The following is a 15,277-nucleotide window of genomic DNA, read 5'->3' as shown; positions in this document are numbered from 1 at the left end:
CCGCGGCCGTGGCGGTGTTTCGCACCATTTCAGCATCTGCGGTCCCGCGCCGCCGGCCGGGTCGGACACAGGCGCGCAGAGCGACGAGGCCGGGCCGCTGCCACGCGGCCGGACTCGTCCCGCCAGGACCAGGTCAGACCTGCTCCGATGGGCTGCTCCGCGGGGCCGGTACCTGATTGTCGGCGGCGGTCGGCGTGGGAGCGGAGGTTCCTGTCTCTTCCGCAGGGCTCCACGACCGATTTATCCCTGCGGAAGAGATCAGGAAGCCGCTCAGCCGTGCAGCCACCGCCGACGCGGTGGCGGTGGCGGCGGGTGGCCGTGGAGGGCGGCGGGTGGCGGGTGGCGGGTGGCGCGGCTGTCAGCGCGGCTCGGAGCCGGCGCCGCCGAGGAGGCGGTCGATCCGGGTGCGCAGGGCGGGTTCGTCGGCCGGGTCCGGCGTCACCTCGACGGACTTGAGGCGGCTGGTCGCGCCCCGAGCGAGCCGCAGGTCGGCGCGGCGCAGGCCGAGGGCGTCGGCGAGCGCGCGCAGCGCCGCTTCGGTGGCGCGCCCGTCGACGGCGCGCTCGGCCACCCGGACGACCAGGGCGGTGCCGGCCTGCGGATCCGCCCAGGACCCGCCCACGCCTGGCCGGGCGGCGCCGGGCTGCACCCGGATGGTCACCCGCATTCCTGACCCCGCATACGTGACATCGTGCCGCATCCGGCGCGTCACCGGATCGCGCGACGGGGTGACGGCGCGGGGATGTCCGGGTGGCCGCCGGTGGGGACAGCGCCGGGTGTCGTGGGTCGGGTGAAGCCCGGGCGCGGCGGGTCGGACGGTTACTATCCCGCCATGGTCGAAAACGAGGGCCGCGTCGCCCTGGTCACGGGTGGTAATCGCGGTATTGGTGCCGCCTGTGCCGCCGCGCTCGCCGCCGCGGGGGAGCGGGTCGCGGTGGGGAGCCGGGGCGGGACGGCCCCCGAGGGCATGCTGGGGGTCCGGCTGGACGTCACCAACGCGGAGAGCGTGGACAAGGCGTTCTCCGAGGTGGAGGCCGAGTTCGGCCCCGTCGAGATCGTCGTGTCGAACGCCGGCATCGTGCGTGACACGCTGCTGGCCACGATGAGCGAGGACGCCTTCCAGGAGGTCGTCGACACCAATCTGCTCGGCGCCTACCGGGTGGCGAAGCGGGCCGCGCGGCCGATGATGCGCCTGCGCCGCGGACGCCTGATCTTCGTGTCGTCCGTCGTGGCGTCCGTCGGGGGACCGGGGCAGTCGAACTACGCGGCGTCCAAGGCGGGCCTGATCGGGTTCGCCCGGTCCCTGGCCCGCGAGCTCGCCCCGCGCAACATCACCGCGAACGTCGTGGCCCCTGGACCGATCCGCACGGACATGACCGACGCGTTGACGGACACCCAGCGGCAGGCGCTGACCGCCGCGGTGCCCGGCGGTCGGATGGGGGAGCCGGCGGATGTCGCGGCGCTGGTGGCGTTCCTGGCCTCGCCGGCCGCGGCCTACATCAACGGCGCGCTGATCCCGGTCGACGGCGGCCTGAGTATGGGGCACTGACCGGGAGGACGGCATCAGCGCCGTGAGCGCGGCCGTCGGCGCGGGCCAGGCCCGGCCGGGCCGCGGCGGCCCGTGGGTGGGTACGACGCGGCGGCTGCGGATATCGTGGACGGCGCAGCCGTGCCGCGCCGCCGGGCCGGGGCCCCGCGTCGCGGCCTTCGGTCCCCGGCCCGTGGATCCCGGGCCTTCCGTCCGGTGACCGCCGTGGCGGCGGCAGGTCGGCGCGGCCACGAGGGAGTGGGTCCGATGAGCGTGATTCGGGTGGAACCGCGCGGTGGCCGTGACTTCGAGGTGACAGTCGCCGAGGAGACCTCGCCCGGTGTGCCGGGACTGTCCTTCACCTATCAGGTGCGGGTCGACGACAAGGTGCTCGCGGCGACCGGGATCGCCGTCGAGGACGAGCCGGGCCAGATCGCCCTGGTGCGCGCGTCTTTCGAGTACCTGCTCACCCGGGAGTCCGCGCGGTCGATCCTGCGATCCTTCGAGCTGTCGACCATCAGCCGTTATTTTCCGACCTATCCGGCCGATATCGCCGGCCGCGTGTCGCGGTGACCGGCGGCGCACCATCCGGCCGACGCGGCGGGGGCGAGGAGTTCGACGCGCTGCTGCTGGTGTCCTTCGGCGGCCCGGAGGGGCCCGACGATGTCGCGCCGTTCCTGCGTAATGTCACGGCCGGCCGGGACGTGCCCGCCTCCCGCCTCGCCACCGTCGCCGAGCAGTACGCGATGTTCGGCGGCCGCAGCCCGCTCAACGACCAGAACCGGGCGTTCGCCGCCGCGCTGCGGGCGTGCCTGCCGGAGCTGCCGGTGTACTGGGGCAACCGGAACTGGGCGCCCTACCTGAGCGACACCGTCGCACGGATGGCGGCTGACGGGGTCCGCCGGGCGGCCTGCTTCGTCACCTCGGCGTTCTCGTCGTACTCCGGGTGCCGGCAGTACCGCGAGAACCTCGCCGACGCGCTCACCGTGCTCGCGCCCGGGGCGCCCCGCCCGGAACTGGTCAAACTGCGGCTGTTCTTCGACCATCCCGGGTTCGTCGAGCCGATGGTGGACCACTGCCTGGCCGCGCTGGCGGACCTGCCGGCTTCGTCGCGGGCCGACGCCCACCTGCTGTTCACCGCCCACTCCCTGCCGCTTTCCCAGGCTCGGACCAGCGGGCCCGACGGCGATGCCTACTCGCGCCAGTTGGGCGCGGTCGCGGCAGCGATCGCCGCGCGGGTCGAGCAGCGAACGGGCGTGCGCCATCCCGCCGAGGTGGTGTTCTGCAGCCGCAGCGGACCGCCGGCGGTCCCCTGGCTGGAACCTGACGTCGGTGACCGACTGGCCGAGCTCGCCGCCGGCGGCCCGGCCAGCGCCGTCCTCGTGCCGGTGGGCTTCATCAGCGATCACATGGAAGTCGCGTACGACCTGGACGTCATCGCCCTGAGCCGAGCACGCGAGCTCGGGCTGGCGGTGACCCGCGCCGCCACGGTGGGCACCGATCCCAGGTTCGTCGCGATGGTGCGGGAACTCCTCGACGAGTGGCGTGACCCGGACCTGCCGCGTCGGGCGCTGACGGAGTTCGGGCCCTGGCCCGCCGACTGCGCGGCGCACTGCTGCCGTCCGCCCGCCCATCCGCGCCGGCCGCCGGGTGCGCATCAGACCCCGGGTGCGCGTCCGGCCTTGGGTGCGCATCAGGCCCCAGGTGCGCATCAGGCCGCGGATGAGCAGCGGAACCCGGATGGGCAGGGACCACCGACCCGCCAGGACGAGCGCGGTGGGCACGCCGAGGTGGACTCGTCCACGATGCGGCGATACTGATGGAGAGGCATGGCCAGGCATAGCCAGCCCGCCTGGCGGGAAGCCAGGACCGGACGATGCGGACAAGGGTGACGGAGCGATCGGAGATATGCAGCGCTACGTGTTCGAATCCCCTGATCGGTTCGTGGTGGGAACCGTGGGGCAGCCCGGCGACCGGAACTTCTTCCTGCAGGCCGCCGACCGCGGTCAGGTCGTGACGGTGGGTTTGGAGAAGACGGAGGTCTCGGCCCTCGCCGACGGGCTGAACACGCTGCTCGGCCAGGTCGGCCAGACCCAGGGCATCGCCCTGCCGGCCGCGGCGGACGTCGAGATCGACCTCGCCCCGCTGGACGCGCCCTTCCAGGAGGACTTCCACCTGGGGCAGCTCACCGTCTCCTGGGACGGTCACCGCGTGTTCGTCGAGGCCGCGGGGCTCTCCCCGGGGGAGATCCGACTGCCCGACAGCGAGGACGAGCTCGACTCGCTGCGGGTCGGCCTGTCGATCCGGCAGGCCCGCGCGTTCATCGAACGGGCCCGCACGGTCGTCGCCGCCGGCCGGCCGCCGTGCGTGCTGTGTGGGCGACCGGACGATCCCGGCGGCCACTTCTGCCCCCGCCTGAACTGACGGCCCCCGCCTGAACCAACGGCCACCGCCTGGGCTGACGGCCACCGCCCCGCCCCAGCCGATCCGTGGGCCGGGACCAGCGCCCCCCGGTCGCTCAGCGCGGCGGGCGGACCGTCGCGTAACTGGGGTCGAACGCGTCGTAGGCGGCCTCGTAGGCGTGCCGCACCGCCGCCGACAGGCCGCGCAGCGCCGCCGTGCGGCGGGCGATCTCGACGGCCGTCACCGCGGCGCCGTCGTCCCGCGCGGCCAGGTCCAGCAGGGCCGAGAGCCGCTCCGCGCGGGCCAGCAGCGCGTGGGCGCCCGGCGGATGGCCGGGCCCGAGGCCCGGACCGGGCTCGGGCTCCCCGCGGTCACGCAGCAGCGCCATCACCTCGGGGCGGGCGCTGGCGATGTCGAGGTGCACCAGGGCGGCCGTCGTCGTCCGGATGGCGTCGCTGAGCTCGTGCTCGGCCGCGCGCAGCCCCGCCCCCGGCGGCGGCGTCCGGGCCGCGGACAGCACCCGCCAGTGCACCGACTCCAGCCGGCCCTCCACCGCCGGACCGTGCACGACCACCCCGGGAACGAGCGCCAGCGGCGGCACCGGCCCGACGACGATGACGGCCTCACCTGCCGTGATCGCATCCCGGTTGACCTCCGGGGGGCCGGGCAGGCCGGCGGCGTCACCCGGGATGGGCAGCACCAGCCGTAGCCGCTCGGCGCCGGCCGCGCGCAGCGCGCCGAGGCCGAGGACCAGCGGCTCGTCGCCGAGGGTGTGCGGCGCGGGGGCACCGCCGAGCGCGCGGTGCACCTGCGTGATCACATCGTCGAGCCCGACGAGCCCGGCGAGCCACGCGTTACCCCAGCCGGTGAGGACGCCGGACCGGGGCGAGGCTGACAGGGCGGGAAGCACATCGCCTAGGGTAGGCAATCGTGGCGGCCTCACGCGCGCCTGGGCAGACTCCGGGGCCAGTTTTCCGCCCCGGACGGGCCGGGATCGCCCTTCGGCAGACACCGCCCGGCCAGCCACGGCACCCCGACGCTGAGCAGCCAGTAGCCGTGCCGCAGCGTCCCCGGCGCCGCGACCTCACTTTCGGGCGGCGCGGGATGCCCGACCCAGGCCGGGGTGCTGACAGGTGGTACCCCGGCCTCGGCCAGCCGGTGCGCGAACGCCTGCGCGATGAGCTGGTGCCCGTACGGCCCGGGATGGACCCGGTCGACGTCGAAGGTGGACCGGCGGCGCACCGCGGGATGGCGGGCGAGGTCGACGACGAGCACCCCCGGGTCGGTCCGCGCCGTGGCGTGCACGGCCGCGTTGAGCTGCTCCACCCGGTCGGCGAGCAGCCCCGCCAGCGGCCCCGGCAGCCGCAGCAGCCGGCCCGGGTCGGGCATGGTCGCGGTCACCACCGTCGCACCCTGCGCCCGCAGCCGGCCCACCGTCCACACCAGGTCCTGGCGTAGCCGCAGCGGATCGAAGGACGGTTTCAGCACGTCGTTCATGCCGGCGACCACGGTGGCGACCTGCGGGGCGAGGGTCAGCGCGACGGGTAGCTGGCGGGTGCGCACGGCCCGCGCGGTGGCCCCGGTCGTGGCGAGGTTGGTGTACTCGACGGCGCCGGGTGGGCCGAGCCACTCGACGAGGCGGGCGGCGAAGCCGCGGGCCGGCGCGTCGTGGCGGCGTTCCCGGCCCATCGTCACTCCGTCGCCGAGCCCGACGGTGATGCTGTCGCCCAGCGCGACGAACCGCGCTGGGTATGCGGCGGCCACGTCGACTGGCCTCAGGCGGCCAGTGGCGCCGGCGGAAGGGCGCCAGGCCCGCCGCCGGTGACGGTGCGCCCGTCGCCGATCCTGACCCGGCCCGGCTGGCCCACGCGGACGTGGTCGGCGTCGGCACCGGCGTGGTCGGATCCGGTATCGGTGTGATGGGTCTCGGTATCGCGGCCGGTGTCGCTGTGGCGGCGGGCGTCGGTGTGGCAGGCGAGGAAGCCGTCGACGGTGGCGGACCAGGTGAAGCCTTCCGCGCGGGCGCGGGCGGCGGCGCGCCGGGCGGTCCGTTCGGCCGGGGTGACGTCGAGGAGTTCCACGGCGGCGTCGGCGAAGGTGAAGCCGCTGCCGGCGGCGACCAGGCCCACCCCGGGCACCATCAACTCGGCCAGCGCGCTGGCATGGTGCGCGACGACCGGCGTCCCGCTGGCCAGTGTCTCCAGGGCGGCCAGGCCGAACGTCTCCACCGGGCCCGGGGCGAACGCGACGTCGGCACTGGCCAGCAGCCCGGCGAGGCGGCGACGGTCGGCGACGAAGCCGAGGAAGGTCACCGGCAGGCCGGCGGCGCGCCGTTCCAGCCGCCCGCGGGCCGCCCCGTCGCCGGCGATGACCAGGCGCACCGGCACCCGGCGGCGGACCAGTTCGGCGACGGCGTCGACGGCGAGGTCGACCCGCTTCTCCGGGGAGAGCCGGCTGGTGACGACCAGCAGCGTCTCCCGGTCGCGGGCGAAGGCCCGCCGCAGCGTGCGGTCGCGGAAGTCCGGGTGGAACCCGTCGAGTTCGACGCCGAGCGGGATGTGACGCAGGTTCGGCGTGGCGATCCGGACGAACTCGGCCGCGGCCCACGCCGTCGTCGTCACCACCGTGCCGAAGGAACGGGCCAGTGCCGCGTTCGCCCGGTCCGCCGTCGCGGTGACCGGCAGGACGCCGCGCAGCGACGGCGGCGTCCAGGTGCCGAGGAGCCGGTCGAGGCGTTCGTGGCTGACGACCAGCGACGGCACGCCGCGGCGGTGCGCCCACCGGCCGAGGGGCGCCAGCGTGGCCCGGTCGTGGACCTCGAGGCGGTCGGGTGTCTCCTGGTCGAGCAGGGCCGCGACCCGCCACGGCTGGGCGATGATCCGGTAGCCGGTGCCGGGTAGCCGTGGCGCGCGCACCCGCAGCACGCGGGCGTGCGGCGTCTCCTCCACCGCGTCGCAGTCCCCGGGCACGATCTGGACGACCTCGTGCCCGGCCGCCGCGTATCCCGCCGCGAGATGGCGCAGCGTGGTCCGAATGCCGCCGGAGTTGGGCGCGACGAAGTTCGCCGCCTGCACGATCTTCATGCTGATCACCTGCTGTCTCGGTTGACCGCGTCCCCATGGAGCGGTTCCGGTGCGCGCGTGTCCCCCGCGCGCACGGTTGCTGCCCCGGCCGGCGAGTCCGGCGAGTCCGGCGAGTCCGGGGAACGTAGGGGCGCCGGGTGGTGGCCACGTGGCGCGTACCGGGCGCGCGGCCACCCGTCCGGGCCAGGGCGGGCGGACCGTGGCGGCGGGCCTTGTGGCCCCGTGCCCGCCAGGCCGGACGCGCCGTGCGCCCACCGGGGGCGGCGACCGCCGCGACCACCGGTGCCGAGCACGTCGCGGTAGTGGCCGAGCAGCTCGTCGCCGATCGCGCCCCAGCCGCAGCCGGCGACCGACTCGTACGCGGCCAGCCCCATCGCCTCCCGCCGAGGTGCGTCCGCGGCGAGGTCCGCGACCTGCGCCCGCAGCGCCACCGCGTTGCCGGGGGCGTAGTGCAGGCCGGTGACGCCGTGCTCGACGACGTCGAGCAGTCCGCCGGCGGCCGGCGCGACCACCGGCACCCCGCTGGCCTTCGCCTCCTGCGCCGCCTGGCAGAACGTCTCGTGCACCCCGGTGTGGACGAACATGTCCAGGCTCGCGACCGCGGCGGAGAGCTCCGTCCCGCCGCGGAACCCGAGGAACGCCGCGCCCGGCAGCGACCGGGTGAGCGCCGCCCGCGACGGCCCGTCGCCGACGACGACGAGCCGCGTCCCGGGCAGCTCGTGGATCGCGCCGAGCAGTTCCACCCGCTTCTCCCGGGCGAGGCGGCCCACGTAGCCGACGAGCAGCTCGCCGTTCGGCGCCAGCTGGCGGCGCAGCTCGTCGTCGCGGTGCCGCGGGTGGAAGCGTTCGGTGTCGACGCCCCGGCTCCAGCGGGCGACCCGCTGCACCCCCTGGCGCAGCAGCGCGTCGACCGCGTCCCAGGACGGCGCGAGCGTGCGGGCGGCGAGGCGGTGCACGGTGGCCAGCCAGTGCCAGATCGTGCGTTCCGCGGTGGCCAGGCCGTAGCGGGCGGCGAAGGCGGCGATGTCGGTCTGATAAACGGCGATGCTGGGCACGTCGAGGCGCCGCGCGGCCAGCACCGCCTGGGCGCCGAGCCCCGCCGGCGCGGCCAGATGCACGATGTCCGGGTCGAACTCGCGCAGCGCCGCCGTCAGGGCGGGCCACGGGACGGCGAAGCGGAACGCCGGATAGCCGGGCAGCGGCGCCGACGGCGCCCACAGCACCGGAGCGCCGGCGTGCGCGCGGGGCGCGGTGCGCCGGGCCGCCGGTGCCGGGGCCGGGGCGACGACCATCGCCTCGTGGCCCTGGTCACGGAGATGTTCCAGGACTCGGCACACCGTGTTCGTCACCCCGTCGACGTGCGGGAGGAACGATTCGGTGATCACGGCAACGCGCACACGAGCACGGTGGCAGGGCACAGAGCCGTCCCGCGGACGACCAGCCGACCGATACGTGAACGTTCCCGCACAGATTGGTGTAGGGCCGTTGGGGGCCGCGCGGGCCGGGCCATCCGGACCTCGCGAGCGGCCGGCGCCGGTGTCGCCCCGCGCACGTCGTTTTCCCCGTCGGCCACCGAGGAGGATATTGGGAGACAGGCGAGTTCGGGTGGGACGGGTCAGCCACCCGGCCGGCCCCGCCGACGCCGGTATCCCACCGGGCAGGTGCGAAGCAGCGAGGTGCGAGCGTGATTTCGAGGCGGCGGCGGACAGTGCTGATCACGTCTGCCAGCCGGTCCCGACAGTCGGACATCCACCGTCGGGAGCTGCGCTACCTGGCCTCGATGGCCTTCCGGGTGGTGTGCTTCGTGCTCGCCGTCGTCGCCTTCCACGGCTGGCTGCGGTTCGTCGCCGTCGCGATCGCCGTCGTGATGCCCTGGATCGCCGTCGTCGCGGCGAACGGCGGGCCGGCGCCCGAACGCCAACAACCCGTCACCTTCGACCCGCAGCAGGCGGTGGCCCAGGCCCCCGCGGCGCTGACCGCCGATCCGCACAGCGTCGTCGACAGCGAGGGCTGGGTCGACGACGAGGGCTGGGTCCACGGCACCCCCGGCCGGGCCACGTCGAACACCACCGACGGGCCGGCCGAAGCAGGCAGTGCGGCGGGAGCGGGCAGTGCGGCGGGAGCAGGCAGGGCAGCCGGAGCAGGCAGTGCGGCCGGTACCGACCCGGTCGGTGGTTCCGCGTCGGCGTGGTGAGCGTCGTCAGCTTCACCACGGACTACGGTCTCGCGGACGGGTTCGTCGCGGCCTGCCACGGCGTGATCCTGTGCGCCGCGCCGGACGCCCGGATCATCGACGTCACCCATCTGGTACCGCCGGGCGACGTGCGCCGGGCGGCGACGGTGCTCGCGCAGACGGTCGGCTCACTGCCGCGCGGGGTCCATCTCGCCGTCGTGGATCCCGGGGTCGGCACGTCCCGGCGGGCGGTGGCGCTGCGGGCGGCCGGTGGCGACCTGGTCGGACCGGACAACGGCCTGCTCATCGACGCCGCCGAGCGGCTCGGGGGGATCCGGACCGCGGTCAGCCTGCCCGTGCCGGCCGGGACGCCCGCGACGTTCCACGGCCGTGACGTCTTCGCCCCGGCCGCGGCGCGCCTCGCGCGCGGCGACGAACCGGCCGCTCTCGGCCCGCCCCTGGATCCCGCCACGCTCGTCCGCCTGCCCGGCCCGTATGTGCACCGACGCCCGGACGGCGCGCTCGAGACCGAGGTGGTGCTCGTAGACATCTTCGGCAACGTCCAGCTCGCGGCGTCCGCGGCGCATCTCGGCGAGGTCGGCCTGAGCCCGCCGGCCCGGGCCCTGCTGTCACCGGCGGGATCGACGGGCGTCGCCAACACCGGGCCGCAACCGCCCGCGGTGGACCGCGCGCCCGCGGGCGGCCTACGCGGGGCGGGCGGCCTGCCCAGGTCGGGCGGCCTGCCCTCGGCGGGCATCGAGATCGCGGTCGGTGTCACCTTCGCCTCGGTGGCACCCGGCGAGCCGCTGCTCTACGCCGACGCGGCCGGTATGGCTGCGCTCGCTGTGCGTGACGGCGACGCGGCCGCCGCGCTGGGACTCGCCCCCGGCGACAGGCTGGCGCTCCAGCGCGCCTGATGCGCCGTCCACGATCGAATGCCGAGCGGCCCGGTCATCGACCGCGACGGGCTCGCGTGCCCGTCTCGCCCGATATGCGAGTTGGGTACCCCGCAGTGGCGCCTCTGTACGGTTCGCCGTCCGGACTGTCCGTACAGAGCGACCACGACGCACCCGCCACATGATCATCTGGGTCGGTGTCGACTACGTACGGTCGTTTCAGGCCTGTGGCGGTGGGCCGCGTACCCGTGGACGTTCGTGGACGGGGCACTGTCCGCCCGCTGACCGGGCCCGGCTCGTGCGGTTCGCCGCCTTCCGCGCCGGCCACCTCCCGTGTCGGCCGACCTCCGCGCCGGCCACCTCCCGTGTCGGGCGCCCCCGGTCGGGCGCCCCCGGTCGGGGTGGCCAGGACGGGGGGCCGGACAGGCTGTCCGCGTCCGGGCCGCGTCAGCAGAAGCCGGGGACGGCCAGCCAGCTCGGACCCGCGTCGGGGGCGTCGTCGCGCAGGACCGCGGCCTCGATCCGGCCGTACGGCCGGTCCGGCACCTGGTAGACGACGTCCGGGTTGTCCAGGCCGAACGGGCTGAGGTCGACCAGGAAATGGTGCTTGTTCGGCATCGACATCCGGATCTCGGCGACCTGCGGGCAGGCGGTCAGCGCGGCCTCGCCCATCTGGTAGAGGGTCTGTTGCAGGGCCAGGCTGTGCACCCGGGCGAAGGTGCTCACGAGCTGTTCTCGGACCTCGCCGAAAAGTGCGCCGAAATCGAGTTCGGCCGCCGCGTAGCGCCAGCGCGCCGTGACCTCGGTGGCGAGGATGCGGTCGGTGGTCTCGGCGAGGGTGGTGTACCGATCGCGCGGAAATCCCCAGAACTCCGAACCGGTTGACTTGAGCACGACGAGATCGGCGATCCCGGAAACGACGAATGCGGCGTCCCCGGCCAGCGTGACGACGGTCGTGCGCTTTTCCCCACCGGCCCGACTGAATGCGTGATCGTGCGGCGCCCCGTCGACGATGATCCGATCCCAGTTGTACTGCTCGACCTCGACGCGGGCGCCGTCAATCCACGGAAAGGAGCTGACAAAGTGCCGGCCGAGGCGCAGCCCGAAGTCCTCGATCTGGCCAATCCCGTGCTCCCGGGCGAAGGCGTAGACGGTGTGCTTCTGCGCATCGGTGGTGAGGATGTGGGCGTTGTCGCCGGTCAGGTGCGCGGCGGCGAAGTCGCCACGAAGCGCGGTCGACACGTTCAGATCGGTGATGTGGTGGACCGGGCCTGACCGGTCCACGTGCACCAGCCGGATCTCCGCCTTCCCGAACTGGTTCGGTCCGAGCACGATCGCCATCTGGCCTCCCTGGTCGCGCGCGGGCGATGCTCGCGTGCACGGTCGGTCGCCGCCGCACTCGCCCGCACCTGTTCGGTGCGCCTCACCCGGCCTGGTGTCCCCGCCGATCCTGACGTTGTACCGGGCGGCGGCGGCGGTCCGGTACCGGCTCGGCGGCAGCGCTCATCCTGCGGCAGCGGCGTGACGGCCCGGCCGGTCGCCGGTTTCGCGGCGGTTTCGGGTCGGCCGCGCGGTTCCGGGCCGGTCCGCGTGCCGGCGGTGCGCTGGGCTCGCGATGATCGACCGGGGGCCGTCCGGTGATCGGTGCGGGTGCTGCCGGTGCTGGTTCCACCCGCCGGCGCCGGGTTGGTCATCAGCATCGCAACGGCCCGATGTGCGCACCCCGCTGCGAGCACGAGCGGCGCAATGATCCGGACAGTGTCGATCGGCGCTTCCCGGTGTCGTTCCGGGGTTGCTGAAAGCGTCTGCAATGCGTGGTCGGTTGCGTCCCGGATGGTGGCACGGTGGGCCCTGGTCGTTGCTTTCGGTGGCTCGGCGAATTGTCGTCTCCGGGGGACAACCTTGCCCGGTACCTGCGCGTCGGAAGGGGTGAAGGGGGAGGAGTTCATGGGGAATACCCGGAGGGCGCTACCCTCCGTATTTATATGCTCAACGAAGAGTGATGGTCTTCCTGTTGACACCACCTGTTCCCGTGATCAACGGGCCGAGGTGCCGGCGGCTGGGTACCGTTCGGACCTAGGTTTCCGTCCGGCGAGGATGCCGGTCGCGTTCTTCGGAAGAGGGCATTACATGTCTCACTCGGTAATGATTCCCTCGCGTGTTTCCGGGGGGTGGTGTTGGCCGCCTGTCCTGGGTCGGGGTCGGCGCGGTGTGCCTGGAATGCCCGATATGTCGGCCAATTCTGTGATGTCTGTCGCATCGGTGGTGCCCGCGAGGCCTGCCGGATCCGTGATCACCTCCGGCTCCGGGTGTCGGAGGCGGCGCCGTCAGGCGGGCGGGGTGCTCGCCTTCGCGGCCGCCCTGACCCTGGCGGCCTGCTCCACCGGCGGCACCTCGGGCACCGTGGGACCCACCGCGCCGCCGACCCCGGCCGCCGCCGTGACCGTCACCCCGGGCGATCGCACCACCGGGGTGACCCTCACCGACCACGTCGTCGTGCACGCCAACGCCCCGCTGGCGGACGTGCAGGTCAACCGGGCGGCGAACGCGACGGAGAAGACCGACCCCGGCGTGCTCGCCGGCACCTACTCGGCCGACCGGCGCACGTGGACGTCGATCGGCGGCCTGTTCTCCGGCTCGCGGTACGCCGTCGTGGCGTCCACCAGCCCGGCGCCCGGCGTGGTGGGAAGCAGGTCCGTGCACACCAGCTTCGACACGGGCGTGCCCGCGAAGTCGTTCAAGGTCTCCTGGGACCCGGTCACCGGGCAGACGGTCGGGGTCGGCGCGCCGATCAGCCTGACCTTCTCCGCTCCGGTGCCCTCGGCGCAGCGCGCCGCCGTCCAGCAGCGGCTGTCGGTGACGACCGACCAGCCGATCCTGGGCGCGTGGAACTGGGTGACCAGCCGGCTCGTCGTCTGGCGCCCGCAGCAGTACTGGACGCCGGGGACCAGGGTGCACGTCGAGGCGAACCTCGCCGGCTACGACGCGGGTGACGGCCGCTTCGGCGTGAAGGACCGAGCCATGGACTTCGACATCGGCTCCGCCCAGATCTCCAAGGTCGACGCCGCCACCCACATCATGCGGGTGTATCGCAACGGGCAGCTGCTGCGGACCCTTCCGGTCAGCCTCGGCAAGCCCGGCACCCCGTCGATGGACGGGCCGCACAACGTCCTGGGCAAGTCCCCTGAAGTGATCATGGATTCGGCCACGGTCGGCATCCCCAAGGGCAACCCGGACTACTACTACGAGAAGGTCCAGTGGGCGGTGAACTACACCAGCGGCGGCCAGTACGTGCACTCGGCGCCGTGGTCGGTGGCCTCCCAGGGGAACACGAACGTCTCCCATGGCTGCGTGAACGCCTCGCCGGTGGACGCCGAGTGGTTCTACGGCATCAGCCGGCTCGGTGACATCGTCGACATCTCCAACACCGGCCGTCCCCCGGACACCAGCCAGCTCGGCAACTTCTGGTCGGTGCCCTGGTCGGTCTGGACGGCGGGCAGCGCACTGCCGGTGTCGAACCAGCCCAACACCACGCCCAGCCCCACGGCGGGCACCGCCAGCGCGCCGGCCTCCGCTCCGCCGGCGACCGCGCCGGTCCCAGGAGCCGTCGCCGCCGCCGGGGGCGCCTGACCGGGCGCGTCCCGCGGCCGCGCGGGACGGCCGGCCCCCGCGGCCGGTCGTCCCACCCGCACGACCCCGCCGCCACCCTGACGGCCCGCCGATCGAACCTGGTCGGCGGGCCGTCGCGCTTGCGGGTGCCGCCGTGAACGGGTCGGTGGCCGTGAACGGGTCGGTGGCCGCGGACTGGACGGCGGTTGCAGACTGGACGGCGGGAGTCAGGCGGGACAGTGGCAACAGAACACGAGATCTGGGTGAATTTCCGTCCCGGACGGGTCATCGCACGACCCCTGACGAAGGCCGTCGACTCATGCTGTTGAGTGGAACCGTGAAAAGTGGGCTGTCGCGACACCCCGTGCGGTGACGGTCGGCGCATCAGGGACGACGTTCGAGGGGTGCAGTGTGAGGCGCTTGCGCAACCAGACCACCGGTCTGCCGGTCTGGTGGGTCGAGGTGCTGATGTTGGCGGTGCTCTACTACTCGTACACAGGCACCCGGTCCGTGGCGGACGCCTCGGTGGCCGACGCGATGCACATGGGACGCGACCTGCTGCGCCTCGAGACCTACCTGCACATCGACATCGAGCTCTCGCTCAACCGGTGGGTGCAGCGCGTCCCGGTGGTGGCCGTCCTCTGCTGCTACTACTACGCGACGCTGCACTTCATCGTCACGCCGAGCCTGCTGGTCTGGTCGCACCGGCGCAACACCCGCAACTACTCGCAGATCCGCTGGACGATCGTCATCACCACGCTGCTGTGCCTGCTCGGGTTCTTCCTGTTCCCGACCGCGCCGCCGCGCCTGCTCACCGGCACCCACTACACCGACACGATGGCGCACTTCGAGGGCTGGGGCTGGTGGACCGGCACGGCCAGTGCCGCGCCGAACGGCCTTGAGAGCCTCACCAACCAGTTCGCCGCCCTGCCGTCGCTGCACTGTGCCTGGTCGCTGTGGTGCGGGTTCCTGCTGCTGCGCTTCGGCCGCCACCGGGTGACGCGGGTCCTCGGCGTGCTCTACCCGGCGGCGACGCTGTTCGTCGTCATGTCCACGGCGAACCACTACCTGCTCGACGCCGTGGCCGGCTGGTCGGTGCTCGGGGTGTCCGCCGCCACGGTGGCCCTGGCGTTCAGATGGCGCCGAGTCCGCGCGACCACGCCTGCCGCCGAGGTGGCCCCTTCGGTCGGCCCGGCCGCCGAGCCGACTCCGGCCGCCCGGGCGGTCAGCGTCGCCGAGTCGTCCTACCCCGCGGACGCGAACGCCGCCGCCGGTGCGAGCACTGTTGCCGGCGCGGGCACTGCCGCCGGTGCGACCGCCGCTGCCGAGTCGGGCCGCATACCGGCCGCGACGTCGGGCCCGGACGCGGCGCCGGAGACCGCTCCGACCTCGGTGGCGGCCCGCCGGACCAGCGACGACGTGCCCGGTGTGGCGGGGCTGGCGGTCCGACCGGACGGGGCCCGCACCGGCTGAGCCCGCGGGCCACCGGTCGCCGGCCGCCGCGCGCCGCACGGCGCGGAGGCGACCTCCTGCTTTGCCTGTTCGGCGAATGTTTGCCCCGGCGAGTGTCCGCTGATGCCGATGT

14 protein-coding genes are annotated in these 15,277 nt (G+C 74.2%); 8 read left to right on the top strand and 6 right to left on the bottom strand.

Translation table 11 applies throughout. The features are described from left to right. Positions 1 to 358: 358 nt before the first annotated feature. The gene (locus MXD60_RS09620; protein ID WP_248818658.1) at positions 359 to 667 is read right to left on the bottom strand and encodes a DUF167 domain-containing protein; all 309 of its coding nucleotides are present in this window, start codon (positions 665 to 667) and stop codon (positions 359 to 361) included. 165 nt (positions 668 to 832) lie between these two features. Between MXD60_RS09620 and fabG the strand changes: the two genes are divergently transcribed. The 4 genes from fabG (at position 833) to MXD60_RS09600 (ending at position 3,952) form a co-directional block, all read left to right on the top strand. Continuing rightward, on the top strand, positions 833 to 1,549 hold the full coding sequence (gene fabG, locus MXD60_RS09615; protein WP_248818657.1) for a 3-oxoacyl-ACP reductase FabG: 717 nt from the start codon (positions 833 to 835) through the stop codon (positions 1,547 to 1,549). A 246-nt stretch (positions 1,550 to 1,795) separates the two neighbouring features. After that, positions 1,796 to 2,101 (top strand): hypothetical protein, encoded by a 306-nt coding sequence (locus MXD60_RS09610; protein WP_248818656.1) that lies wholly within the window; start codon positions 1,796 to 1,798, stop codon positions 2,099 to 2,101. Beyond that, a complete protein-coding gene (locus tag MXD60_RS09605; protein WP_248818655.1) occupies positions 2,098 to 3,348 on the top strand; it encodes a ferrochelatase in 1,251 nt (416 codons plus the stop codon). Before MXD60_RS09610 ends, MXD60_RS09605 begins: the two co-directional genes overlap by 4 nt. An 88-nt stretch (positions 3,349 to 3,436) precedes the next feature. After that, positions 3,437 to 3,952 carry an Rv2134c family protein gene (locus MXD60_RS09600; protein WP_283098085.1) on the top strand — a complete coding sequence of 172 codons (516 nt, stop codon included), beginning with the start codon at positions 3,437 to 3,439 and terminating at the stop codon, positions 3,950 to 3,952. 94 nt (positions 3,953 to 4,046) lie between these two features. On the opposite strand, the gene MXD60_RS09595 is transcribed toward MXD60_RS09600, so the two are convergent. The 4 genes from MXD60_RS09595 to MXD60_RS09580 are packed head-to-tail and all read right to left on the bottom strand — an operon-like array spanning position 4,047 to position 8,399. Beyond that, the gene (locus MXD60_RS09595) at positions 4,047 to 4,859 is read right to left on the bottom strand and encodes an Rv1486c family protein (protein WP_283098084.1); all 813 of its coding nucleotides are present in this window, start codon (positions 4,857 to 4,859) and stop codon (positions 4,047 to 4,049) included. A gap of 11 nt (positions 4,860 to 4,870) precedes the next feature. Beyond that, a complete protein-coding gene (locus MXD60_RS09590) occupies positions 4,871 to 5,695 on the bottom strand; it encodes an SGNH/GDSL hydrolase family protein (RefSeq protein ID WP_248818653.1) in 825 nt (274 codons plus the stop codon). Between the two features lie 11 nt (positions 5,696 to 5,706). Beyond that, positions 5,707 to 7,014 (bottom strand): glycosyltransferase, encoded by a 1,308-nt coding sequence (locus MXD60_RS09585; protein WP_308222418.1) that lies wholly within the window; start codon positions 7,012 to 7,014, stop codon positions 5,707 to 5,709. Positions 7,015 to 7,019: 5 nt separating this feature from the next. Then, complete coding sequence (locus MXD60_RS09580; protein WP_248818652.1) at positions 7,020 to 8,399, bottom strand: glycosyltransferase family 4 protein; 1,380 nt, start codon at positions 8,397 to 8,399, stop codon at positions 7,020 to 7,022. Positions 8,400 to 8,722: 323 nt separating this feature from the next. On the opposite strand from MXD60_RS09580, the gene MXD60_RS09575 reads away from it, so the two are divergent. Both MXD60_RS09575 and MXD60_RS09570 read left to right on the top strand, forming a co-directional pair. Beyond that, positions 8,723 to 9,208 carry a DUF3099 domain-containing protein gene (locus MXD60_RS09575; protein ID WP_248818651.1) on the top strand — a complete coding sequence of 162 codons (486 nt, stop codon included), beginning with the start codon at positions 8,723 to 8,725 and terminating at the stop codon, positions 9,206 to 9,208. After that, positions 9,205 to 10,104, top strand: a complete 900-nt coding sequence (locus MXD60_RS09570; RefSeq protein ID WP_248818650.1) for an SAM hydrolase/SAM-dependent halogenase family protein — start codon at positions 9,205 to 9,207, stop codon at positions 10,102 to 10,104. Before MXD60_RS09575 ends, MXD60_RS09570 begins: the two co-directional genes overlap by 4 nt. Before the next feature lie 426 nt (positions 10,105 to 10,530). Here the strand turns inward: MXD60_RS09570 and pucL are convergent, their stop codons facing one another. Next, positions 10,531 to 11,424, bottom strand: a complete 894-nt coding sequence (pucL, locus tag MXD60_RS09565) for a factor-independent urate hydroxylase (protein ID WP_248818649.1) — start codon at positions 11,422 to 11,424, stop codon at positions 10,531 to 10,533. Positions 11,425 to 12,423: 999 nt separating this feature from the next. On the opposite strand from pucL, the gene MXD60_RS09560 reads away from it, so the two are divergent. Both MXD60_RS09560 and MXD60_RS09555 read left to right on the top strand, forming a co-directional pair. Beyond that, positions 12,424 to 13,713, top strand: coding sequence for a L,D-transpeptidase (locus MXD60_RS09560; protein ID WP_248818648.1), 1,290 nt, complete (start codon positions 12,424 to 12,426; stop codon positions 13,711 to 13,713). A gap of 390 nt (positions 13,714 to 14,103) precedes the next feature. After that, the gene (locus tag MXD60_RS09555; RefSeq protein WP_248818647.1) at positions 14,104 to 15,165 is read left to right on the top strand and encodes a phosphatase PAP2 family protein; all 1,062 of its coding nucleotides are present in this window, start codon (positions 14,104 to 14,106) and stop codon (positions 15,163 to 15,165) included. Positions 15,166 to 15,277: the final 112 nt, after the last annotated feature.

The organism is Frankia sp. AgB32, from assembly GCF_023243045.1.
Taxonomy (GTDB): Bacteria; Actinomycetota; Actinomycetes; order Frankiales; family Frankiaceae; genus Frankia.
This window is presented reverse-complemented; position numbering and strand designations above follow the sequence as displayed.

Bases quoted from the DNA above. Each gene is read 5' to 3' on its own strand.
- MXD60_RS09620 (WP_248818658.1), bottom strand. From the start codon at position 667: ATGCGGGTGACCATCCGGGTGCAGCCCGGCGCCGCCCGGCCAGGCGTG.
- pucL (WP_248818649.1), bottom strand. From the start codon at position 11,424: ATGGCGATCGTGCTCGGACCGAACCAGTTCGGGAAGGCGGAGATCCGG.
- fabG (WP_248818657.1), top strand. From the start codon at position 833: ATGGTCGAAAACGAGGGCCGCGTCGCCCTGGTCACGGGTGGTAATCGC.
- MXD60_RS09585 (WP_308222418.1), bottom strand. From the start codon at position 7,014: ATGAAGATCGTGCAGGCGGCGAACTTCGTCGCGCCCAACTCCGGCGGC.
- MXD60_RS09610 (WP_248818656.1), top strand. From the start codon at position 1,796: ATGAGCGTGATTCGGGTGGAACCGCGCGGTGGCCGTGACTTCGAGGTG.
- MXD60_RS09600 (WP_283098085.1), top strand. From the start codon at position 3,437: ATGCAGCGCTACGTGTTCGAATCCCCTGATCGGTTCGTGGTGGGAACC.